This window comes from Gimesia aquarii (assembly GCF_007748195.1).
Lineage (GTDB): Bacteria > Planctomycetota > Planctomycetia > Planctomycetales > Planctomycetaceae > Gimesia > Gimesia aquarii.
The window spans coordinates 799,911-823,469 of record NZ_CP037920.1; the positions used below are offsets into that span (position 1 = coordinate 799,911).

The window sequence follows — 23,559 nt, forward strand, 5'->3', positions numbered from 1 at the left end:
AGTTCATGGTTTGAATCGTTCCCAGATACCATGATTCTCTTCGCCGCTCAGGTCAGTCACATACTCTCCATCATTCGATGAACCGTCATAGATGAGAACCGTTTTGTTCGGATAGTTTTCATCATCTTTTGTGAAATATTTGTCAGGAACAAAATCTTTTGTAAAGCGTCCTCCTTTTGAAATACGGATAGCTCAGATGTGTCCAAGAAAAAAATTTATCGGATTTTATACTGGAAATTTACCTATTGAAGCGGTGGAGTTTTGTTGGACGAATGCTTTGGAGGAACATGGGCAATATGATATTGACTATAGTGACGTGAAGGGACAAGAATATTCGAAGCGGGCCATCACTGTAGCAGTAGCCGGTATGCACCATTTACTTAAATGATGCTAAAAAGCCTATCAATGGTATTCAGGGATTTAAAATATTTTCAAACGCAATTCTCCCCGCTCTAGCTCCCCCTTCATCACCTCCACATAACTTTGTTCCCACCTAATCACATCTGATCGATCCCACATGATCACATTAAGGCATCTGTTGCTGCCCCCATAGCCACAGAACTAACAGCATCCAGAAGATCCCTCTAGGCTGATTGACACATGTCTTTTCTGGCTGCAAAATAGTATCCTATGAGTTCTCTTTGATTCAATTTGGCTGGGAGAAATATGTTATGGCTCAAGGTAAGTGGCAAGAGATAGCTGGTGCTGCTGCATTTGTTGTTTGTTTGATTGTGCTTAGCGGATGTCAGAATGATCAAAAATCCACTCCACAGCCTGACTCAGCTTCCATCTCAATTAAATCTGAGAAGGTAAAACACGAGGAAAGGCTGGAGTTTGAACGGTGCCGTAAAGCTGCTGAATCAGGGGACGCCGTAGATCAAAACAATTTAGGAGTTATGTATTCTAAAGGAGAGGGAGTCGAGAAAGATCAAATTCAAGCGGTGAAGTGGTATCGTAAAGCTGCTGAACAGAAACTTGTTGAAGCACAATATAATTTAGGAGAAATGTATGCTACAGGAAAGGGTGTCAAGCAAGACCAAAAACAAGCGGTAAAGTGGTATCACAAAGCTGCTGAGCAAGGAGATGCCAAAGCACAGTTCAATTTAGGAGCGATGTACGAACAGGGAATAGGTGTCACTCAAGACCACAAACAAGCGGTGGAATGGTATCGTAAAGCTGCTGAGCAGGGAGATGACAAAGCACAATTTAATTTAGGCGTCTTGTATTTTAAGGGAGAAGGTGTCAAGCAAGACCACAAACAAGCGGTGGAATTGTATCATAAAGCTGCTGAGCAGGGGCATACTGGTGCTCAAATCAATTTAGGCGGCATGTACTCGACAGGAAAGGGTGTGAAACAAGACCAAAAACAAGCGGTGGAATGGTATCGTAAAGCTGCTGAGCAAGGAGATGCCAAAGCACAGTTCAACTTAGGAACAATGTACGCTCAGGGAAATGGTATCAAGCAAGATCAAACTCAAGCAGTTGAGTGGTATCGCAAATCTGCTGAGCAGGGAATTACAAGAGCACAATATAATTTAGGAGTTAGATATTATGAAGGAAAGGGTGTCGAGCAAGACAAAAAGCAAGGTATAAAGCTAATCCGCAAAGCCGCTAATCAAGGACACGAGTTAGCTAAAGAAACTCTAAAGGATTTGGGAGAAAATCCTTAGAGCAATGACTCCAAAAGCTAAAACCAATGACTTAAATTAACGTTTTGCCTCGATGTTTCAGAAGAAGAATGTGTTATGAAAATAAAAGGGAACAAGGTAAGTAACAAGAGAGAATTGGTGCTGCTGTTGGAGTAACTGAGTAGTTAATATGAACGAAGCAAATGAAGATCATATTGTGGCACACGATCATTCAATCCGGCATCGTGTAGAGATCGAGGAAAGCGATACTTGCGGTTGCTTCTACTGCTGCCATGTATTTCCACCATCAGAAATCGAGGAATGGATTGACGATGGCGAAACCAAAGCAGAGCAAACAGCACTTTGCCCACATTGCGGCATTGATTCTGTTATCGGTTCCGAATCGGGCTATCCAATCAATCCTGATTTATTGGACCGCATGAACCGACATTGGTTCTAACCGTCCGATTCAACACTTACGGCTGCTTTAGGTCAAAGTACGATGAAATTATTCGCCGAACATTTGCCCCCTACCCATTTCTAAACATACTCCAGACCAAAGTACAACTCAATTAATAGTAGCCCAACCCAATTATCCCACCTGCACCTTTAAGATCATAAAGCATTCTTTTTTAAGATTTTATGATCTAAGGGGACAAAACATGGAAAATATAAATGATGCAACTGATGACCATGAAGAAATCAAAATTCCATTGTGGCTCAAGATCACATTTCTAGTCTTCTTAGCCTGTAGCATCTGGATGATCTACTGCTACGGAATAATTATCTACCTCGTCTTCCTACTGCCTTTTGTTTTAATCATGTCATTGATTGCTTCAGTGATTGGACTGCTCAGCGGCAAAAAAGAAGACCAGATTTTCTACATGATCTCATTATCTGTGATGGTTGCTATTTTGGCAGTGATTGTCAAAGCTAGTACAGAATCGGTTTTTCGGGATGAGGAGTGAGTTGTTTGGTGCTATTCCAAAACCACTTTTTTAATCACCGATTATTTTAGAATCTAAGCAGCAGAAGAAAATACCGCTGATGAACTAGCGAAAAATTTTGCAATCGGGAAATGCCTTTTGAAATTTTTCAACTCCTTTATCCGTGACTTTGGAATCTTTCAGATAAAGTTCCGAAAGTTTTTCCATCCCAGCCAAGTATTTCAAACCGGCGTCCGTAACATCAGTGTTCTCAAGAAACAAATATCCAATACTCCGCATCTCTGCTAATTCCTTTAACCCTTGATCTGTAATTTTACATTTATTGAGGGAAAGGGAATAAAGTTTATTCAATCCATTTAAATATTTTAGCCCGGTATCCGACACAATGGTATTGTCTAAATTGAGTAGGATCAAATTCGTCATTCCGACCAAATGCTCTAAACCTGAGTCTGTGATCTTAGTGTCAGCAAGTTTCAGATACCCCCACTGTTTTTCGACTGATTCAAGATGCTTCAATCCAGCGTCAGTAATTTTAGTACTGGAAACGTCAAGGTCCTCTAAACTGGATATTTCGGCAATTTTCTCAAGCCCAAAATCGGTTACTTTTGTGTGAGCAATGAAAAGACTTTGCAGGTCATTCAATCTTTCGAGATACACGATTCCCGTATCAGAAATATTTGTGCCACCAAGATCAATTTTTTTTAAACCGGTAATTCCAGTTAAAATCTTTAATCCATTATCAGTAATGTCTGTGTGTTCTAGGGAAATACGACGCAGAAAATCCAATCCTTTGAGATACTGCATACCATCATCAGTGATCTCGTTGTAGCCAATGTACAGGCCTTCCAGTTTGGTTAGATTCCTGATGTGTCGAAGTCCATCATCAGTAATTTTTGTGTGTTCTAGAGAAAGATCATTCAAGCTATTAATCTCTGCGAGATACTGTATGCCTTTATCAGTAATGTTGTTGTAGTCAAGGATCAGCATTGTAAGCTCATCAAGATACTTGAGGTTTATCAATCCTCGATCAGATATTTTTGTGTCTCGCAAATTTAGAGCATTTAATTGAGGCCAACTTTTGAGATTATCTAATCCTGTATCGGTGACCTTCGTTCCTACAAGATACAATAAATCGAGTTTGGAATTATTTTGTAAGTAATTCAGACCAGAATCTGTGATTTGAGTATCAGTGAGATGTAGCAAACCGAGATTGGGCATTTTTTCAAGATGTTGCAGCCCCTTATCTGTGATTTGAGTATGACCGAGATATAACGCATATAATTCAGGAAAATGTACGAGATCCTCTAATATCGTATCGTCTGCTTTGGTGCTATCTAACTTGATTGTTACTACAGGTCTTTCAGCACCTTTTTTATCAGGTGATGATGTGGCTTCTTCTGAAAAGTAAACTTTCCCACCAAGTTCTTCTATTTTCTGAATGGCTGCTTCTCGTGGAGTTTGTTGACATCCAAGAAGTGAAAGGAAGAAGATTACGATAAGAATGTTTTTCATTGATAAGTTCTTGACCTAAAACAGTAAATGAGCTTGATTTGATCAGATGCAGACATGTTTTACGGTCACATGTTTCAAGAATTCCTATTCTCAGACCGGCACTAATATCGCCAACTAGAAGTTAGAAAATTCTCTCCTTGGAGTGGATAGTAGTATCACTCAATTGTAATATAAGTACAGTAGCTTCGTCCAAAGTCGAAGCCAACAAAAGAAAAACATAAAGGAGAATTACTTAACGGCCTTGAAAGGCCAAACTAACAATTTGAACGACGTGCGAACGTCGGTTCTGCTTTCCACAAACGACCAACCTGAGCCGCAAGGTTCTTGAAAACACAAGAAGCAGTGCTGGACGGACGCCCCGCTACAGGCGGGGTGTCTCTAGTGCTATTCTTGTGTGCCCTTGGTCGGGTAGTGGGAGTGGCCTAGCATGGCACTCCGTCTTTTTTTGTCATCTCTGACACCCAAAAAAGTTGCCGAGCAGAACAACACACACAGCAACTTCTTTGAAAGGGAAACAGCAAGATGACGAAATTACACAACCAGCAGGGTAGAGGTCGAGAACAGTCCTTTAAGACTATTATTGTTCTCATGGTGATATTTTTCTTGCCGGTCGCATCTGGCGAGACACCAGCATCAGAACAAGATCCCGTTAAATTTACGGTGATCACCGTCGAAGCGACGGTCAAATCTGTTGATGCAAAAGCTCGCACCATTACCGTCCAGAGAAAATCCAAAACAACAGAACTAGATGTCAGTCGCAAAGCAAAAATCACATTGCTTGACAAGGATGCAACCCTTGAAGCATTGAAAGCCGGACAAGAAATCACTTTAACATTCCACACGGATCTGGAGATCGTGCTAAAAATCGTAGCTAGCAAAAAGTCTACAATATCCGAGGTTTTGAATCTTTCGGAACTCAACACAAGTGAGACAGATATTACTCCGTGGCTATCATCTGACGGCCTGACAATTTACTGGAGTTCGGGCAATTTTCCTTCAGATTGGTGGATCTGGACTGCTTCCCGAAAAGATGCAAACTCATTGTTCAAAGACAAAAAGCGATTATTTAGAGGACATTCACCAGTCCTTAGTGACGACGGGCTAGAGTTAATCTTTAATTCACCTGATTCTCCTAAATTCTTCGTAGCGACAAGAGATTCGATCAAGGATGAATTTCGAAGGCCAAGAGTAATCCGAGAGTTGCGATTTAACGAGGAAAATCAATCCGCCCCTCGCTCGATCTCACATGATGGATTAAGCCTGTACTTTGATTTTTTAGATAAGAGGCAAGCCAATCCAAAATTTCAAATTTGGTTTGCGACCCGAAAGAGTCGCAAGTCTCCTTGGAAAGCAGCCCAGCCAGTTAAGATTTCTAAGCAAGGTGATCTGAAAGGATTACGTTTCACTCAGCCCTATATGACGGACGATCAACTGGACATGTATGTGGTCGTTGGGAAGGAATCTGAAAAGTCAAATATACGACTCGGCATCCTTTCACGAAAAACTCTTGATGCATCTTTCTCATCCATTCGATATCTCGATCTCAAGGATGACAAAGGTCAATTCCCAAATTGTCTGACACCACGCTACGTTCCTGCCACACGAGAACTATTTCTCATCTCAAGACTTCTCTTTCGCTCCGATGATGAGACAAAAAAGAATGGTATAGATTTATGGGTGGTGAAGGAGTTCATTCCTCCAGCACATTAAATCGAGAACCTGAAAAAGTCACATGCAAACAATCAGTACAATTCTTGGAGATACGAAGATGAAAACTTTCAGCTACACTTCAATAAGTAATGCTCATCAACGCTTCACTCGCCACACGACGAACTGACGAATTTTCATCGTTTACCATCCGCTCCAATACTGGCATGGTTTCTTCGGTCAGCTTCCCAAGTTGGCCAAGTAGCCATGCTGTTTGACAGCGAATCCCGAAATCGTCAGATTCTAAAGCCTTGAGAAGAATCGGTACGAGTTCTTCGGCCTTCGATGAGTCAATCATCAGTATGTGCCCGACTGCGCTAACATGCCTGAACTCGTCATCGCTTCCAATCCACTTCTCCAGAATTGGAACGGCATCAATCGCCTTTGCGCCAAATGAAGCTACTGGTGTGAGGGCACAGATTCTTACATTGCGGTCGGAATCTGTTAGTGCCTTGATCATGGCTGGAAGTGCGGGTTCCGTATCATCTTCGAAGTATTCGAGAATTTTTAGAGTGAAGATACGAAGGTCGGGGTCAGGATCGTTGAGAGCTTCAATGAGAGCAGAGATTGCCGCTTCACCGGATGGCAAAATCGCTTGCTCGGCATCTGAAACTTGGTCGGGGTCAGTCCGATGGGCGAAAGTTTGGAGGAGTTTGATGATTCTGTTTTGATCGTCCATGATTGTATATACGTGCGAAAACTGAGAAATCAATTTATGATTGTTTACGGGATGGCACAACTACTTTGATTCGATCCCACGCCCATCGAAGACCAGAAGTATCTCAGTAATTTTCCCGTCCTCACACTTGAAAAGTTGGGCAAGCATTACCGTTTCGTCCGTCTTCTGGTACTCATAGAAGACGGCAACATGGTCGTCGTCCTCTGTGACGCTCAATACGTGAAATCGACTCCGTGTCGGCGGATTGTCTTTCAGGCACGACACATAAGCATCTCTGGAGTCGAACTGGTGAAATGGCCCTCGAAATCGAAGGTCTTTTGCTAGCAACAACACGAGGCCCTCGACATCTCCTGCACAGAATCGCTCCACAAAGCTGATTGCTAAATCATGGTTGGTCATGCAAAAGAACCTCAAAGAGTGATCGTTTTGTGAAAGGAAGACTGAATTAAAGCCCTTGCGCAGTTTTTGTAGGATTCATATAAGGTATGAGATCAGGAAGTTTATGGAACACAAAATTCGAAAATGACCCGAACTCATCGCTAACGCTGTAAAAATTGATGGTATTGTTGTCGAACTTTGGATATCTCGTTCCGTTTTAGCATTCTCAAATATGTTGATCTTCAGTCTTTGCAATCTTTCAACACATGTCTGGTAGAACATCACTTTCATTGGGAACTCGACCATTTTCAACGAAGAAAGCATATACCTGTAGATAGCCTTCAGCATCACCTTGTAAAGCTCGCTTCCACTGTTGAAAACTGTCTGCATTGCACCACTGTTCGCTGATTTCTTGACGCAACATGTCTCCACGGGTTCGCCACCAATCCCGAATCAAAGAGAGTCGCCAATGGGAGTCTCCATCTATTCCGTAGCCTTCAAAACACTCACATATTGCTGCACTTACTAGGTTTCGGAACTCATTGACATTAGATGCTTGCTTGAATACAAACTCCTGTCCAATCTCATCTAGTAGCACATTATCAGGTGCCTCTTGTGGGCCTGTGCAACAGGTGTCTGTTTCGGCTCCGTAGATTGGACCGGGAATGTTGAGATGATTTTTGTCAGAGAATTTCGACGGGAAATACTCTCTAAGATTGTCGATACTCAACCACTTTCGACCTTTGTTAAACCACCCTCGAATTTGACTGACTTGTTCCGATACGACACAGACTTCTAAATTATCTTTACCATGATATGGAAAGAGTTTTTTTGGAAATCGTACTCGAAACTCTTGAATATCAACGAAGCCGTGCAAGTCCATGTTCATCCTCCATTACCACTCCCTCAACCGAACTCGTACCAACAAATCATCCAATGCCGAAGCACTGCTGGGCACTTCGGGCAAAGATCAAGGGTAGGCAATCGTAGAAGCAAATGCTGCTTGGGGTTCAGGAATTTAGGGCTGTGATCCCAAGTCTGTATTGGAAGTATTGAAACACACTGTGACTACTTCTGAAAGTAACTCATAAATTTTAACACAATAAAGAGACGGTGGCTGGGGTCGAACCAGCGTCCACCCGGTCCCAGAGCCGGGCGCTCTACCACACTGAGCTACACCGTCTTAACTAGCCGTTCTGTTTTTCGTTCTCCTCCCTTCGATATTCTTGCTGAAGCCAATGTCGTCTTCGAATTTCGTCTACTGTTGTGTCGGAAGCGATGTTTTTCGCAGCCTTCCCAGAGAATATCCCAGCTTTTCGAAACGCAGATGCAAGAATTGGTGATCCAACATCAACTCCGTGTACTAATTCTGGAGTCGGAGAAAATTTTTCAATATGCTTACCCGGCTTCGGGGCTGACCAACCCGATTTGACTGGATCGAGACCAAATGAATTACAGACTTTATCAACAAGAGCTTTGGGACAATCAGCTTCTCCATTTAGAATTTCCCATGGTCTAGGAAGTTTGTTCCAAACAAATGTATCAGGATGAACATCGCCACCCGATTGTTTATGCCAGAACGCTACATCAGCAGCCATCAAACGCAAGACTTTACCGGGACACATTTTTTCAATTGCTTGAACCAGCCCCATCTCATACATCAATGAGATCCAGCCGTCCCGTAATTTATTCCACGCTCCGGCAGTGACATTCCAAGTTGTAGAATCATTTCCCCGACGTACAATCATTTCAGAGTCAAATTGGTTCGCTTCCCATAATTCCCTTAAGAATAATGCCGCATCTTGCATTAGACCAAAGTAACTGCTGAGCAATAAACCTTTCTGCTCATCATCAATGCGACTCAATACTTGGGAATTAGGGAGCACATGGGCAATGGCCCACCAATTCACGTCTTCCTGATTGCGAAGACACCTTTGCATGAGACATTCACAAATTTCATCATATGGGCGAGACTGAGAGGTATTTGTAAATATACTCCGAAGATTGCACCGAGAGACGTAGTAAGCAATGAAGCAGGCAGTATCCATGTTTGAGGAAAAATCATCCCACCCAATTTTTGCCGCTAGTCTAGTTTTACTTGCTAATGTAAGAGACCTTTTGAATTGCTCACGGGCAAGACGAAACATCTTCTGTTCCAGCCTAGCGGCTAGTCTAAATCGCTTATTATACTGACGGCGAGAAATATCGATCCCTCTTTTCTTCCTCTCTTCTTTTGGGAGACGGTCATATTTGAAATCATTGCATCCAAAGTTCTTCCCGATTGATAACTCGACTTCCTTGATCCACGCTTCAATACGAGTCACATCGTCTGGAGAGAAGGATGCTTTTTTCCCAAATATTTGCTTACCGACTACCAACTGGCGCTTCATGTTAACTGGTCTTTGGAAGTCTGTACTCATCGACGACCATAGATTTTCAAACCGAGATCCATTGGCTCTATTGATAGTTTTCTTTTCAATCCGATTTAAGTCGAGTAGTGAAAGAACTCTTTGCGCAACATCTTCTGGACGCCACCTCTCATCAATAGAGCGGTGTAGTTCACGGAGAACACGCATATTATCGGATGTAAATTCACACATTATTTTTCACTATACACAAATATAATATAGTCACAAGTCGTCCTCAAAGTTTTTGCTTTGCCTAATCACTTAAATATATTTTTAACGAACTCACTGTACTCGTCCTTCATCGGCAGATCATAATCTTTCTTTATCCTACGCCGCTGGGCGATAACATCCTCGCCATTGATGGGATTAACAGCAGGCTTTTCGTAAACTTCCCAGTACAAGCCGATTCCACGTTTTTGCCAGTCGGGCACATCATTGAAATTGATGCCATATTGAAAAAGAAGTTCGTTTTTCTGACTGACAGATAACCCAAGTAATCGCTTGGTAGCAGCTTGCTCGTCCAGACAATCTTTTCGAAGTGTCCAATAACAATATGCACTCAAGGCGTTTCTGACAGCGTCCTCATTCCGCCAACGGAAATAGTCCACCACCAGTTCCACACTTGGCAATTGAGAGATTCGACAATCGAAAGTCGCCACATCTCCAATTAAGAGAGAAAACTTGGCACTGGCTTCTGCTGCTAATGTTGAGTTGTACTTACGGAGTTTTCTACCAAAGAGTTGATCTTCGAGAGAAAACAGCAAAGAAATCTCATCACTTTCGGTGTAAGCGTAGAGTACCCGAAAACCACAAGTCATCAGTGATTCGGTAGTGGCCACCATCAGGTCTCGAAAGCGTTCATCAAATGGAGCTTCAAACTGGCAAACCTCTTTCGTCAATCGGGTAAAGCTGCGGCCATCCAGTCGAGCCACCATGAATAGACCGGGGAGAACACAGTAATCGGCAGCGGTTTCAAAAACTCGCATTTTCTTGTCAAGTTCGTTAAATTTCTTCATTCCATTCCTCGATGACGAATTCACCGCTTTTAATTTGGACGTAAAACAATTGATCGAAGCCCTCGTCAAACGAAGGTAGTTCGAGTTTTGTGGCTATCGATAATACTGCAACATCATGAACTCGTTCCGTTTCCGAACGAATCTCATTCCTTTTCAAGCACTCCTCGATCACTGATTGAAAGTAATATCCAACCACATCCAACCGGGCAGTTTTGGCAGCTTTAATGTACCTAGACCGATCTGCTCTGGTTGGGTTCGTGTTGTCGATAACAAACCTTTGTTTAGTCTGAAGGCACGCTTCGAGAAGAAGCAGTTCTCTGTGCCGAGTTTTCAATAGGTCGAGGTTAATACGAACGTGTGTAGAGAAGAATCGCTCTTTGTAAAAGGACGATTTTCCCGACGCAGGCAAACCCATAAAGACGACCGCTTCCATTTTTTCTCACCACAATTTGCGAACCAATTCAGTTGACGGAGTGTCGAATTATCCCACGGCCCTCTTTTGAATCTTTAGAAAGGACACGTTTGGGATGACTTGCAAACTGACACGGAGAGTTCGTTATTGGTTCAAAGCATAAGCGTATAGCAACAGTGAAGGAACAAGGTGTCATCCGTCGCTGGTCAGCGAAAGCTGAATTAAAAATGGGAGATTATACATGACCCTATTCTGCGCAATCATACCAGTCAAAATTTAGCTCCGGCGATTTTCTGCAACTTCGATCTGCACCAGTATTTCAGCGTGCGCAGACAATTATCAAAACTCTTCGATTGCAATAAATGAGGGTGGTGACGTAGTGGTCGTAAGGAGGATACCCCGCCCTTTCTTACCAGATTTTCGAATTCGAGAAACTCGAATTCTTTTTTTGCAACATCGGGTCTAATTAGATTTCACATTCTCAAGTACCTTTGCACGGTCCTCGTGCTGGTCCCTAGAGCGTTTGCGATCTCACCAATCTTTAGCCCTTGATCTCTTAGTACATGAGCACGAGCAGGCTTGGCTTTGGTTGTCCCCAGTTTCCTTCCCTTATAGACTCCTCTCTTCTTCGCCACCTCGACTCCAGCCATCTGCCGTTGCTGTCGGTATTCGAGTTCAATTTCTGCAAGGCCCAACATTACAGCGGCGATCATCCGACCCACCGCTCCATTGAGTTCAATCATCTGCGTGATCACGACGATTTTCAAATCACGCTCGCACCAATCGGCAAGTAAGGTCACACCATCTTTCAGCCGCCGAGATAAACGATCCAGCTTCCAGCAGACAACTGTTTTGATCTGCCCATTAAAGATGTCGGCTTGTAGTCGCTCGAACTCGGGACGCTTGAGAGTCTTACCCGACTCTTTGTCGATGTACCATGTAACTTGGCTTTCATCGTAGCCGTTGGCCTTGAGCCACTTGTTGATTTCGGCGACTTGGCTGTCGGCTTTCTGACGAGCCGTACTCACTCGGCAATATGCAGCGATCATGGGAAGTCCTTTGGTCTCATTGGGTACGACAATAAGGTTACAGCCATTTCGTCGTTATTTTGGGGACGAGAAAACGCCTGAAACACAGAGTTTCAAGACGGAAGATTCGTGGGAATCCTATTTGTCACCATTCTGGATGATGGCTTTCTTGGTTTGATATTCTTTCCGGTGTCCGAAGTGAGGCTCTCATCCTTGAAAGCCTCACCATCTACTATTCAGGAGAAAAGCCAAAGTAATAGCGAGGAGAATGTTGCAGCATGACGCTCCCCTTTACGCCATCACATTTTCTCTGCACGATGCAGAAAGGGGAACAGAATCCCAAGACAGTGAATTCTTCTTGAAGGGAGGTCGTGTCCCACACTTCGCCATGCTTCGATTCCAAATACTCCCGGCTCCCTTCAACGGAATTGATTGCTGTTGTCATCAAACGGCGAGTTATTTCTCTTGGGTCAGACATGTGTATTCCTTTCGGTGAGCAAGTTGTTGTTTCCACAGTCGTTTGTCGGTGTCCTACTTACCGCTCACTGGCATTTTGCTGCACGACGAACACGACGTTTCTCTGCTACACGCTGATGATGTAGGAGAACTTGCTCCCGCCACTCTGCGTTGCCGCCGTATTGTTCAAAAGGCACCATTGCCAAATACTTCAAAGGACAGGAGAAGAAGTAAGGACCACATAATTCCTCAAGATCCTTGTAACCCCATCCATCGCCGTTTTGATGTCTCAATAGGTCGCACTGAATCCAACGCTCTTTGGGACTGGATTCAGCGTCATCTTTGGTGAAAGTGCGTTCCCAAACACTCCAAAGGACTCCTGAAAAACTGCCACCCCGATAGCAATGAGCGAGGCACGTGCTCGTGACGACAAGGCCGTCAAGATTCGTCCGCTCCCAACCTTCGGTTCGTTCCTCGATCAATCCTTTGCGAGTGCTGCCGCATTTGAAAAGCCATCCCATGTTTTTCTCCCGTGAAGAATATTATTGATTTACAACTGGCTTTCCGGTGTCCTGTTTTGGGGCAATCAATATTCTTCCGGCAGGAGTAGCGTGGTTGCAGATCGATGACCGTTACCGTCTTCGGCTTCTGTAATGATCCAGATTTTGACGCCTTTCGAAGTCTTGAAGGCTGATAGAATTCGGCTTCCGTCCTTTACTGCATCGCCATTGAGTTCATGGTCTTCATTGCATAGTTCGCCCTGTTCAAGCTGGAAATGACGTTTGAGAAACTCATTCGGTGACTGGCTACTCGCTTCTAGAGCCTCCAATGCACCCGGAGTAGCGACAACTGTTCCCAACTCAAATTTTGGACTGGTCGTTTTGCTGTTTTGACTGGTCATGCTTTTCCCTTCAGATTGAGGCGACTTTTGATTTGCCCTGCTTCCCGGTGTCCTACCAGTCCTACCCATCGAGACGTTTTGCATTTCGTCTGGCTGGGTACTTGGGAATGACCGTTTCAGAAATGTTATTGAAAATGTCGGCCAGAGAGTTTGCTGAAAGGATGGCGTTCTCTGGTGTTGAACCATTGGTGATGAATAGTGAAGGGCTGGAATGCTTTACTCAGTGCAGGCCAATGTGTAGAAGGGAAAGCATTTGAGGCAGAGGTGTTTTATGCTTTTGAACAAGCAGCTTTCGGTTAAAGGGCAGCACAAGGCGTTTAGAGCGGGGATGAAGGCTAAAATCGAGTAAGAGTCTTATTGCAGTAAGTTGTGATGGATTGCCCAAGACTCAAGATACTTGTGAGCATGAGGGGAGCTTTTCTCATAAGCCACATCGAACAATTCTTTAGCCCGAACTTTGTCCAACAATGCGACTGAGATCATCGACGCCATAATTGTATTTCCCGTTCGTTCTGCTTCATCACGGGCAGCGTTCAAATTACTGATACGGAGAATCCATCCTTCACCGTATGAATCCCAAGCTTCAGCAACTTCACTGGCTAAGTGGTCGATGTCTGACAATGGAGTTGCTACCCACCAGTAATCATCGTGTTGTGGCATTAAAAAGCCGATACGTTGCCGAAGCGTGCAATGATACTCTTTAGGCAAACCATTAAGCGGCGGTTCTTGTGAGATTTCCCGAACCAATGGAAAAAACACTCCGAGGTTGATTGTGAACTTCGACAACTCAGCCGTGTTCCCTTGGCTTGATTGAACATTCACCACTTGAATCACATCATCAGATTCGTGATAAAAAGTTCGCCCTCTCTTCTTGTAGCCAGCAGCCTTCAAGAGTGGATGAAGACCACGTTTCACAATTTCATCAACAATTTTGTGTGCAGGAACTTGCGACATTTTATCGTCCAGAAAGTTATTGAATAAAACCAATGATGATGACTATATGATACAGTAACACAAGCTGGTTTAGGAATTCAATTTACAACCATCTTTCAAGCCATGCTCTTTAGCGAGAAAGTTTCAATCGCCATGAATACATAATTTCATGGCACTCATCGGCAACCTGACAGTCAGTACAAAAGTCGGGACATCAGCCGCTCAATTTAGTTGTAAGATGAAGTTTCCTCCAGCATTGCACTTTTCGCTGTCGTCGAGTTCGGCGATGTTGTCCTGACCGAAGCTGTCGCTTCCATTCAGTTTTTCGGGGAGATTCATTTCGCATTCCTTACTTTTCCAATCCATAATTATGTTGTTGCGTTTACAGAAACGGCATTCAAGATTGCAAATCTGATCTTGATCGTGTCGATGGAGACATAGTTCCCTACACCGTAGAAAACCGGAAACGTGGAGTCCTGATGTTTCAGTGGAAACTTTCCCGGTGTCCTTACCCACCGTATTCGGCACAGAAGCGTTGAAGACAGCGATAAAAACTTGCTCTCGACTTACCTGTAGCTTCCCGCCATGCCTTCTCTTGCTCTTGCACGCTATCGGGATGTTTCTGGATCGCTATTTGCAGAATTCGCAAATCCTTCGTCTTGCTATCGAGTCGCTTTGTAGATTCATTTTTTCTCCCGAGCGTTCTCAACTGGCTCTTGATCATTGGTCGCCAATCGATGCCTTCGCCACGAGCGTACAAGAGTTTCCGCAATGAAGGACTAAGCAATCTCATCGAAAGCTGCCTATCATCCGCATTCTCTGCGATGTAATCGATCACCATCCCGCAATCTTCGGGTGTCAGATGATGGAAGCCCTTTTTCGAAATGGATCGCATCAGATCGATTACTTCTGCATTAGTAGCTGACAACTCAAAAATGTCACATCTCGACAGAACAGCTTTGAAGGCGTCATTACGACGAGGCATCACATTGGCTGCAAAGATGAATCGTGCCGTTGTTTCAAATTCAGATGGCAAGCCATCGGGCAGTTGTGAGCTTCCATACGTGACCGTTCTTGGTGATCCCCATAAACAACTTCTGAGCAATCCCAGATGAGGCATGGACGAATACATTGAGTCCACATCATCAAAGAATAATGTCTCTTCACCTCGAAATCGGAATAAGGTTGTGTACAAAGCCAAGGGCGTAATGTGCGAATTGATCAGGATCGGCTCGATGCCTTCTTCATCTAATGTCTGGAGAATCGTCCGGCTTTTACCAAGCCCGCCTTGGGCTCCGTACACAAACAAAGCATGATTATGCTTGCGAGCAACCAGCCGCACATGATGAGCAAGAAGTTGCTGTCGTTCTTCAAGAGCGTTTACGGGTTTTTCAAACGTGGAATTCTGGAAAGGTGAAGGCTGGTCGTTATTATCGTTCGGCATGTTCATTTCAAATTCTCCGTAGCGAAGTTGATTGTGTCTTGTTGTTTCTCTTGCCGGTGTCCTATTTCACTATTTCAGAAGAGAAAAGAGACCAAGCGGATCGCTGTTAATGATCATTGGGGACTCCGAGACTTTGCAGTAGCAGTGGAGTGCCGTTGCTCGCTGGCCAGCCCGAGACAACGGTTCCGTTCTGCTTGCTTTGGCGTCAAAGCCGAAGCACCTTCGTGACCACCATCAGCGATCCAACTTGGTTGTTTCGATCAGGACGAATGGCTTGCCGGTGTCCTGTTGTGATCAAGCCGGGAGTAACTGTGACTCAACCGGCGACTGATGGAATGACAGCAGGTAGTCAGTTACTTTGGACGCCTGCGTACTAGCCTTGAAAATGAACGAAGGATCGTTCTTTAGAGCCTTCAACCAGTTGGAGATATATGCAGCGTGATTTTCCAATCCTTCAGTCAATGGAATGCCCAGTTCAGAACAAACAAAGCAACACGATAATTCACCAATCAGTTCGCCCATCGCATACGTATTGCCTTCTTTGCTGCGATCCCAATCGAGTCGGTCAGGATGTTCTGCCCAATGTGCCATTTCATGGAACAAAGTTTCGTAGTAGGCCGCTCTATCAAACTGATGTTTGTGCGGCATTTGGATTTCATCGATTGCAGGATCATAGAAGGCTTTGTTCCCGCCGTGCATGATGCCTGCACCAGTGTTAGCGATTAGCTCATCAGCTTCTCGAAACGACACTTCAGGATCAGTATTGTCAGAGAATCCGACTCGCAAATGATCCAGATGATCGCCTTCAACCTGATCGATATTGAAAACAGTGAACTGACGCATGACGCAATAATTGTCTTCGACCTCTTCACCCTTACGATTGGTCTTCGTCTTCGAAATCGGCTTGTAGAGAACGACTTTCGCACCCCATTTGTCCTTGGGAACACCCGATGGTCGTGCCATCACTTGTCCGCCAATTGACTGCCACTGTTTGTATGTAGCGAAGAATTTACCGTGACTCATGTGATCTCTGTTGTGCATACCGAGAAGCAGCACGTTAATCCCGTTGTAGGGTTTCTTTGTGACGGCGTTGGTTGGTCTGCCGCAGCATGGATCAGCAGACCACGGCTGTTTCCAAGGTGCGATCCCTTGTTGTAAAGATTTGATAATATCGTTAGTGATCTGCTGGCGAAGTTCTGTTTGGCTTGGCATGGCGTCGTCCTTTCACAAGTGGATGAGTTGGTTACGACGTTGTTGCCGGTGTCCTTTGTGCCGAGGAAGTGGTCTCATTTTGCAGCGAATCATCAGCCGAACTTGCGTTTGCCGGTGTCCTATTACAAATGTTGTTCGCAGATTAGTTTTCGCATGAGAATCGAGAAGAGGCCATTTGTCGCAAATGCTCAAATGAGAATTTGAACTGAATTGGGACTGGAATTGGGAACTCAATTGTATGAAGAGTGGTGCGAATAAGACTGCATTCGTAGTGTCTTACGGCTCAGTGCAGGTGAAGGGGGTGAGGCGAGTCTCATTTTTCAATGAGAATGGAGTGGGCTTATACTGCGGTGGTACCCACGGCTTCCTCCAAGAAAGATAACGGCTTCAAGAGACTCGATAATGATAATGGTGATCGCAGTGTGGATACTGTCTGCTGTTTGAGCAGGCATATCGTCGTCTCCATCGTCTAAGTTATGATTGGTACGATGAACTAGCGGGTGCCTAAATACACTTTGGGAAAATGGCAATTACAATTTTTGGAATGGACTAGCAAAGCAAGGCACCTGTTATAGAAATGCAGTGAGGAATAGGATACCATGTAGACACACTTGCACGTTCGGTTTGCTCACTTTATTACAAAAGGCTTTTATGTCCGAATCAAAAAAACATGTTCAATCTAAATTCTGGAAACAGCAATCACCGATCAATTTGGCAAAGAGTGATTCAGTCCATGTGAAGTATCCAAAGTCGTTTCTAAAGTTTGACTATCAAGATGCACCATTCACTGGTCACATCGAAGGAGAACATGGGCATGAAAATTTCGTTCTTGATAAAGTTCATTCGGGAAAGAATCTACCACTACTGAAACTGGGTGATGTGAAAGCAGAACTTGTAAAGATTCATTTGCATACGAAGTCAGAACACAATTTGGAAGGCAAGGATCTCGATGGTGAGATTCATTTGATTCACGAAATCGTTAATCCGACAGCCGGTTCTGATTTGCTGGTAGTTGGAGTGTTCTTCAAAGAAAGTAAATCTCCTATCAAATCAAATTTCTTTAGCAAGTGGGCCACTCGGACTAGCAAGGGCCCCTCTACCAAAGCTAAAGAAAAAGATGTTCAGATCGACCCTCGCAAGCTATTGCCCAAGACGAATGAGTGGTATCGTTACGAAGGTTCATTGACCTCAGAACCTTACAGCGAGATCGTCAGTTGGTTGGTTTTCGTCGATTCAATTGGTGTTGGAACTGAAGACTTCAAAAAGTTAAAAAAGAATGCTCATCAACCAGAGCGCCCAGTACAGCCGATCAATCGAAGATTCGTGATTCGCAATTTCCAGTAAAATCAACCATATATACCCACATGAACAAACCCGAACAAATCAAAGACAAACTATGACTCTATACGACTTTTGAAAATCATCCATTTCAAGTGGCGGAAGCGTATTCCAACCTCAAAGACTTCGGTGATCAAGTAATTGATGGATTGATCTGGGGACTTAATACAAAATGATTTGAACTTGAAGCTGCTAGTCCTTCAGTTATGTCAAACACCCTTACGGCAAAAACGTTGTGGTTCATTCTATCGCTGGGGGGCGTCTGTTGGGAATGGGGCGAAGCAATCTCTCGTTTCCAAGTTGGACTTCAACCCGATGACGGATGTACTCGTCCGAATGATTGCGTGCGATCTCAATGGCATGCTGCACCAGTGGCTTCAATTCATCTGGATAAGCTGACTCATCCAGATTAAGCGAAGGAATGATTCGTTGTCTGATCGAAACGTTGTAGTTGTTCACAAAGACTCGTAAGAACGTTTCCCGTTTTCGCTCCCAGACATCGTTTAGAGCCAAGAATTCTTTTCGGGACTCAGGAGTGGCGTAATCAAGGGTCAATTGCGGAACGTTGTCGGTGAACTGAATCTGCATATTCGCCCAATACAGAGCGGCAACTGCACCAGCGATCTCAACATCGTCATCTCCCTCGACGACGTTGAGAAGAAACTCGTTAACTTTACGATGCCCAAAGGACTCCACACATGGGAGGATAAATTGGCGATTGCTGTCAGGATCAACTTCGTGGATAGCAGCACGAAGCATTGTTTCGACGAAGCGTTTGGGCACCGGACAACCTCGAAAGATAGCAGCGACGAACCACTTCTCCATTGGGTCTTTAAGAGCATCAGCAAGCCATTGCCAGTCGGACTCATCGGCACGTTGCAGTTTGCAGCGTCCTACCCGAACAGCTTCGTCCTGACTTCCTGATGCGTACTGTCTGGTGAGATTTTCCCATTCATCCATTACGACACTCTCCTCTCAACTGCTCGCACGCTTCCAGCATAGCCTTCAGCGGCTCTGGATCAGCCAAGCGGTGATCTGTGCCCACTTCAATCAGCACTTCCGAGGGCAGATTGCTATTGGAAACGAGTTCTTCCGAGTCTTCAAACGGAACCACGTCGTCTTGTTTTGAATGCAGAATAACTGAATTGGATTTAATAGTCGTGGCGGTGCCCCATTTCTTCCATGCTGGGCAAAGCAAAACCATAGGGGTTTTTCCCGCATTGATATTCATTGCTACTGCACCGCCACGAGAAGAACCGACGATCACATCTGGTTCGTGCTGATCGTATACAGTTTGAGCAGTGCGAACAGCGAGATCGAAGTCGTCGTCAAGAGCAGGGGTGATTACGTCATGCCCCGCTTTATTAAGAAACGTAGGCTTGACTCCACCTCCTGAGCTTTCCAAATCGTGGATAAAAAGCACTTTCATACGTTCATAGAAAACAAAATGTTCGAAGTTCTGGTAGTCATCTGGGAATTGAAAGCGAGGTTGCATTCCATGTGGAAGAATTGTCCTTGATAAAGACACAAGCATACCCTGCAGTCCAGCGTTCTTACCATTGTGGACAGAATGGTAGATGCCATATGACATCCTCTGGCGGTTTAGGCCAGAAAAGAACAGTGAGTTGTGCTTTAAGGAGCCAACATAGTTAGGCATAGTGTTGCCATCTTTGAATTCCGAAAAGTGAGGCACGATCTGATTCTCATATGTCTCACTTATAGTCTTGTTGACAGGTTCAGGAATATTATCTTCGAAGAATACTGCTGCGGAAAATACTTTATCGAGTGGTACGCTCATTTGCGTTGCGCATTCTCGGACGAATCGTTTTGCTTCAACTACGTTCTCGATAGCACTCTTAAGTTGCTTGCTGGTCAGAGTACGTTTGACTTGAATTATTCCTCTAACGGCTTCCGGTTGTACAATAACGAAGTCTTCGAGCCTAAATGCCGGTCGATAGTACGATGTGTCATGAATCAAAATATCAATTTCTGGACAGTGTTTTGAAGCACCCTTGACTTCCCGTCTCCCATAGATAAATCCTTTGTCTACGCTAAATGTAGATGGCAGATTCCGTCGAAGAAAATCTCGCAGCAAAACCTCACAGTGCGTGCCGGGAGCAGTCCAATCGTCTGTTGGGCCAAGTAGATGAACTATATTCTCGTACTGTGCTAGCATGACTTCGGCCTGAGAGGCGTAAAAGTCAAACAAGCCCGCACCGAGGCCGTGGTCGGCTTTCGCTTTTACATTATCGACTGGTTCCGGTTGTGATTCGGGTTCTTGTTGCTGCATCGTAGGTATTCCTTGTTGCCTACTTTCTTACATATAAAATCGATAACTTGTCTGAACCGTATCTTCATCCGACACATGCTTCATGATCTCGCCGATCTTTTGCGAGAATGAAAGTGTGATCGGTGTTCCGTCTGCGAACGAGCAGTTGTTGACGTTCATCTTTGTCAGTTCGAGCACCTCACGGAACAAGTCCTTTGGTGCGCTGCTACCATGACGTTCGAGGATCTGCCAAGGTTCGGGGACATAGCTGCCGGGAAATGTTTCGAGGTATGGAATGAATCCCATCGTGTAGAGAAAATGGGCCTCATCTTCGATGGAGAAATATGAACCACGTGCCGGTGGATACTGGCCTTCTCGAAATAACCGAATTCGTGAACGAGTTAAAGTGACGAGATCGTAGTCGCAGCCGGGAAACACACTCTGGATACCTTCGATGAATCCATCGAGTTCATTATATTCACCATGGTCATGTCCCCAAAAACGTGACGGTTTGTGGACCACAACTCGCTTGGGCGGTGTCCCTCGGACGTTGACATACTCCTTCAGCGTTGCGCTAACTAAGCGACTGGCACCTTCACGAGACATGTGCGGGCTCTTGCCATTCGCATCTGAGTTCCATTCAAACGGATCACCACGAAGCACAAGTCCTTGTCCGAGGTAGTCGAATGCTTGAGCCACACTGGTCCTCATCGTCAGGCTGTCTTTTCTTTCTTGAGCAACGTAAAAATCGACACCGATGAAACACGTGTCTTTCTCAACTGTAACAGGACACCATGGAATTCCTTCGGCCTTGTAATACAAGGCCGTACAAAAGTTCCAAGCTCGGGTTGCTTTTTCTTGAAGAGGCTCTTTGCGACCCTTCGGTTTCTTGCCGAGAACGGTACTCCGTTGGATCAATTGAATAGGCACGCCCCACTGCATTGCCTTTGCTTTGATCGCACGCCGGAAGTTTAGATAGAAGTTGCCGGTGACTTGGACGGTATATGCCTCGTCTATGATTTCAGGAGTCAGTGCGAGGACAATGATATCTGGGGCGGGGCTTGTCTCGGCAAGGCTTTTGATATGACCGTTAAATAATTCAACGAGTTCCCAAATCCGTCGTTGCTTATCTTCGATCCCAAGTGTCTTGCTGATTTCTTCCTGTCGAATCGTTCGATCCCACCGGTCGTTCATCTGGAAGCACGACTCAAATTCAGAATCCTTTGAGAAACCGATGAAGTCACGATTCAGAATTTTGTACAACCGAACGATTGGTTCATGTATGTGTTCGTCTTCAAATATGTCCTGACCGAACAAGTTCGGAAGATTGTCTACTTCCTTGATCTTGGCTTTAATAACCTTCGAGTTCTCACTTTCGATTTCCGACCCACATTCTTCCAGCCATTCCTTCGCACCAGCAATGGTTTCACGAGTGCCAATGAAACCCATTTTGATTTCAGAGGGATGGAGTCCCGCTACGTTTTTTCCGAACGGGCCGAATTCGGCAAGTCCTGTTTTCGTATCTTGGTGCTCAAAGTATTTTCCAAATTGAAGTTTTGGCTCTTTGAGATACTCTATGCTAATGCTCATTCGAGCCATCCTCCATGTCGCTTAAGCTAAATAGAGTCAACTGGGGAGAGGATGGTTCCTCTTCATGGGTTGCCGGATCAAACGGAATTGCAAATTCCGCAATGACCGTTGCTGGTTCAGGCTCGATCACCACAAGCGTCTCTCCGAAAAGCGTCATCTCGATTCTCGAATGACCATTCGCAAGTGTTTGTCCCCAGAAGAGCACATGATTCAAAACCTGCGGATTGTGTTCCATCGCCTTTAGTCTTGTTGTGTATGGTCCGACCAATGCTGGGTTGCAAGGCTTCTTTCCGTCATCCGTAAAGAGATACTTTGGCGTGATCCGTAGAAACCATTTTTCTCCGAACTGCTCAAAGCGAAACTCAGCGGCCAAGTGTCGCCAGAATGTAAATGTCCCGTATTCGTAGAATTGGACAACAGTTCGAGGCGGTGCGTCTCGCTTGGTTCGAGGACTCCTCCATGTTCGAGAAAAACTTTTGTCGGTATCGTCATCAGACTCACGTGGAAAATACGTTCGCTTAAAGTCCCGGTTGTAGGACAATCCGCACCGATAACAATGGCTTCCAAACAATTGGTTTACCATGTACACGAGATGATTCCGCAAGTCATAATCTTCCATCCAAGCAGAGAACGGCATCTCGCCAATTGTCTCCACATCGCAAAATTCACGAAGCACGTTCTTTTCGTTGTGTAAATCAGACAACGTGTAGAGATGCTTTTCGTGGATACAGAAAGGTGGTTTGTAGCCTTCGATCTCTTCCCTGATTCGGATCGCTGATTTGCGGCGAGTCTTGGCATAAGTCAATGTCTTCGGCAGTCGCTTGACCGGGAGTAGATTTGAGTAGAGGCGCTCCTGTTGATCGAACGAAATCCGAGGTGGACTTACGGCAGCGTGTTCGCACACGTTATCCTTTGCGTTCGCTGTAAAGAGATCCGTTGCTTTGTTAAAGACGACTTCGAGAGGTGTCTGCCAAACGTCGTCAGTCTCTCGGATATATGTTTTAATTTCCTTGAAGTATAGCGCATCGTCATCAGGATGGTAGACGATAAAGAACACTGGGAATGTGCAGTGGTTCCAGTATTCAAGATCATCCATGCGAACGGGAGTTGCGAATGTTGGGCCGTGGTCTTTCTTAACGTAGCTTGTCCCCGACTTCGCCTGCACCTTAATGATGCCACCGCTGGTCTCGTAGCCATCACCGTCTACTTTCGGTGTTACGACTTCGATTTCGCCATCGATGCCAACGTCATCCTGCGAGATGACACGAAAAAGACAGTTCATCTCGTGTGTGATGTGAGAGATGCGATCCAACCCTCTGAGTTCCGTGAATTTAGAAACCGGAACAGTTTTCGCCATCGTATTCGCCACTCCATCAAAGATTCCATTTTTTTGGGTCACACCTCGTTGGCAAGTATAACGCACTTTGGTAAGGTTTACCAATGTAGTCGTTAGCAGGTTAAGGAATCGCATGGTTTCGAGGAGACCAGCCGTGGAAAACTTACAGAACTTCCTTCGTATCTCGGAAGCCGCCGAATATCTCGGTGTCTCGCCGAATACACTGCGTAATTGGGAGAACGCAAAAAAGATTGCCGCTCACCGGCACCCGGTGAACGATTATCGCCTCTTTAAGCAAGAGGAACTAGATGCGTTGTTGAGCCAGTTGCAGGAACCTCGGAAGCCGTCGAAGAAGGCGAAGTGAA

General features: G+C 44.8%; 25 protein-coding genes and 1 tRNA gene. 7 read left to right on the forward strand and 19 right to left on the reverse strand.

Translation table 11 applies throughout. The annotated features are described in order from the left end of the window. Positions 1-196 precede the first annotated feature (196 nt). The 4 genes from V144x_RS28260 to V144x_RS03325 all read left to right on the forward strand — a co-directional run bounded on the left by V144x_RS28260 (position 197) and on the right by V144x_RS03325 (position 2,596). Positions 197-388: an ATP-binding protein gene (locus V144x_RS28260; protein WP_232102701.1), complete on the forward strand. Its 192-nt coding sequence runs from the start codon at positions 197-199 to the stop codon at positions 386-388. A 283-nt stretch (positions 389-671) separates the two neighbouring features. Continuing rightward, complete coding sequence (locus V144x_RS03315; protein WP_144981342.1) at positions 672-1,670, forward strand: SEL1-like repeat protein; 999 nt, start codon at positions 672-674, stop codon at positions 1,668-1,670. A gap of 148 nt (positions 1,671-1,818) precedes the next feature. Further along, the gene (locus tag V144x_RS03320) at positions 1,819-2,088 is read left to right on the forward strand and encodes a cytoplasmic protein (RefSeq protein ID WP_144981345.1); all 270 of its coding nucleotides are present in this window, start codon (positions 1,819-1,821) and stop codon (positions 2,086-2,088) included. 202 nt (positions 2,089-2,290) lie between these two features. Beyond that, positions 2,291-2,596, forward strand: coding sequence for a hypothetical protein (locus V144x_RS03325; protein WP_144981348.1), 306 nt, complete (start codon positions 2,291-2,293; stop codon positions 2,594-2,596). An 84-nt stretch (positions 2,597-2,680) separates the two neighbouring features. Here the strand turns inward: V144x_RS03325 and V144x_RS03330 are convergent, their stop codons facing one another. Then, complete coding sequence (locus V144x_RS03330; protein ID WP_144981351.1) at positions 2,681-4,087, reverse strand: leucine-rich repeat domain-containing protein; 1,407 nt, start codon at positions 4,085-4,087, stop codon at positions 2,681-2,683. Between the two features lie 522 nt (positions 4,088-4,609). Here V144x_RS03330 and V144x_RS03335 point away from each other — a divergent pair. Then, the gene (locus tag V144x_RS03335; protein WP_144981354.1) at positions 4,610-5,797 is read left to right on the forward strand and encodes a hypothetical protein; all 1,188 of its coding nucleotides are present in this window, start codon (positions 4,610-4,612) and stop codon (positions 5,795-5,797) included. Between the two features lie 79 nt (positions 5,798-5,876). Here V144x_RS03335 and V144x_RS03340 read toward each other — a convergent pair whose 3' ends face one another. From V144x_RS03340 to V144x_RS03405, 14 genes are all read right to left on the reverse strand, one after another. Beyond that, positions 5,877-6,473 carry a HEAT repeat domain-containing protein gene (locus tag V144x_RS03340; protein ID WP_144981357.1) on the reverse strand — a complete coding sequence of 199 codons (597 nt, stop codon included), beginning with the start codon at positions 6,471-6,473 and terminating at the stop codon, positions 5,877-5,879. 60 nt (positions 6,474-6,533) lie between these two features. Further along, on the reverse strand, positions 6,534-6,872 hold the full coding sequence (locus V144x_RS03345) for a nuclear transport factor 2 family protein (RefSeq protein ID WP_144981360.1): 339 nt from the start codon (positions 6,870-6,872) through the stop codon (positions 6,534-6,536). Positions 6,873-7,110: 238 nt separating this feature from the next. After that, positions 7,111-7,734, reverse strand: coding sequence for a hypothetical protein (locus tag V144x_RS03350; RefSeq protein ID WP_144981363.1), 624 nt, complete (start codon positions 7,732-7,734; stop codon positions 7,111-7,113). Between the two features lie 225 nt (positions 7,735-7,959). Continuing rightward, a tRNA-Gln gene (locus tag V144x_RS03355) sits at positions 7,960-8,034 on the reverse strand. Between the two features lie 4 nt (positions 8,035-8,038). Further along, positions 8,039-9,241, reverse strand: a complete 1,203-nt coding sequence (locus V144x_RS03360) for a hypothetical protein (RefSeq protein WP_144981366.1) — start codon at positions 9,239-9,241, stop codon at positions 8,039-8,041. A gap of 275 nt (positions 9,242-9,516) precedes the next feature. Beyond that, positions 9,517-10,275 carry a tRNA(His) guanylyltransferase Thg1 family protein gene (locus V144x_RS03365; RefSeq protein ID WP_144981369.1) on the reverse strand — a complete coding sequence of 253 codons (759 nt, stop codon included), beginning with the start codon at positions 10,273-10,275 and terminating at the stop codon, positions 9,517-9,519. Further along, positions 10,262-10,708: an AAA family ATPase gene (locus tag V144x_RS03370; RefSeq protein ID WP_144981372.1), complete on the reverse strand. Its 447-nt coding sequence runs from the start codon at positions 10,706-10,708 to the stop codon at positions 10,262-10,264. Before V144x_RS03370 ends, V144x_RS03365 begins: the two co-directional genes overlap by 14 nt. Before the next feature lie 452 nt (positions 10,709-11,160). Further along, positions 11,161-11,736 carry a recombinase family protein gene (locus tag V144x_RS03375; protein ID WP_144981375.1) on the reverse strand — a complete coding sequence of 192 codons (576 nt, stop codon included), beginning with the start codon at positions 11,734-11,736 and terminating at the stop codon, positions 11,161-11,163. 211 nt (positions 11,737-11,947) lie between these two features. Next, entirely contained in the window at positions 11,948-12,193 is a 246-nt protein-coding gene (locus V144x_RS03380; protein ID WP_144981378.1) for a hypothetical protein, read from the reverse strand. 64 nt (positions 12,194-12,257) lie between these two features. Continuing rightward, positions 12,258-12,692, reverse strand: coding sequence for a hypothetical protein (locus tag V144x_RS03385; protein WP_144981381.1), 435 nt, complete (start codon positions 12,690-12,692; stop codon positions 12,258-12,260). A 65-nt stretch (positions 12,693-12,757) separates the two neighbouring features. After that, positions 12,758-13,072 carry a hypothetical protein gene (locus V144x_RS03390; RefSeq protein WP_144981384.1) on the reverse strand — a complete coding sequence of 105 codons (315 nt, stop codon included), beginning with the start codon at positions 13,070-13,072 and terminating at the stop codon, positions 12,758-12,760. 354 nt (positions 13,073-13,426) lie between these two features. Continuing rightward, complete coding sequence (locus tag V144x_RS03395; protein ID WP_144981387.1) at positions 13,427-14,026, reverse strand: DUF4304 domain-containing protein; 600 nt, start codon at positions 14,024-14,026, stop codon at positions 13,427-13,429. 487 nt (positions 14,027-14,513) lie between these two features. After that, positions 14,514-15,455, reverse strand: coding sequence for a hypothetical protein (locus V144x_RS03400; protein WP_144981390.1), 942 nt, complete (start codon positions 15,453-15,455; stop codon positions 14,514-14,516). A gap of 288 nt (positions 15,456-15,743) precedes the next feature. Beyond that, complete coding sequence (locus V144x_RS03405) at positions 15,744-16,661, reverse strand: ArdC family protein (RefSeq protein WP_144981393.1); 918 nt, start codon at positions 16,659-16,661, stop codon at positions 15,744-15,746. A gap of 651 nt (positions 16,662-17,312) precedes the next feature. Between V144x_RS03405 and V144x_RS03410 the strand changes: the two genes are divergently transcribed. Further along, positions 17,313-18,005 carry a carbonic anhydrase family protein gene (locus V144x_RS03410; protein WP_144981396.1) on the forward strand — a complete coding sequence of 231 codons (693 nt, stop codon included), beginning with the start codon at positions 17,313-17,315 and terminating at the stop codon, positions 18,003-18,005. Positions 18,006-18,239: 234 nt separating this feature from the next. On the opposite strand, the gene V144x_RS03415 is transcribed toward V144x_RS03410, so the two are convergent. Genes V144x_RS03415 through V144x_RS03430 form a run of 4 tightly spaced genes read right to left on the reverse strand, consistent with a single transcriptional unit; the run spans position 18,240 to position 23,329 of the window. Further along, on the reverse strand, positions 18,240-18,959 hold the full coding sequence (locus tag V144x_RS03415) for a hypothetical protein (protein WP_144981399.1): 720 nt from the start codon (positions 18,957-18,959) through the stop codon (positions 18,240-18,242). Further along, positions 18,952-20,289, reverse strand: coding sequence for a DUF6602 domain-containing protein (locus V144x_RS28615; RefSeq protein ID WP_232102702.1), 1,338 nt, complete (start codon positions 20,287-20,289; stop codon positions 18,952-18,954). Before V144x_RS28615 ends, V144x_RS03415 begins: the two co-directional genes overlap by 8 nt. 27 nt (positions 20,290-20,316) lie before the next feature. Further along, positions 20,317-21,858 (reverse strand): argonaute/piwi family protein, encoded by a 1,542-nt coding sequence (locus tag V144x_RS03425; protein ID WP_144981402.1) that lies wholly within the window; start codon positions 21,856-21,858, stop codon positions 20,317-20,319. Further along, complete coding sequence (locus V144x_RS03430; protein ID WP_144981406.1) at positions 21,848-23,329, reverse strand: DUF4365 domain-containing protein; 1,482 nt, start codon at positions 23,327-23,329, stop codon at positions 21,848-21,850. Before V144x_RS03430 ends, V144x_RS03425 begins: the two co-directional genes overlap by 11 nt. Before the next feature lie 19 nt (positions 23,330-23,348). Here V144x_RS03430 and V144x_RS03435 point away from each other — a divergent pair, with 19 nt between their 5' ends. Beyond that, entirely contained in the window at positions 23,349-23,558 is a 210-nt protein-coding gene (locus tag V144x_RS03435) for a helix-turn-helix domain-containing protein (RefSeq protein ID WP_144981408.1), read from the forward strand. The last annotated feature ends 1 nt before the right edge of the window (position 23,559 follow it).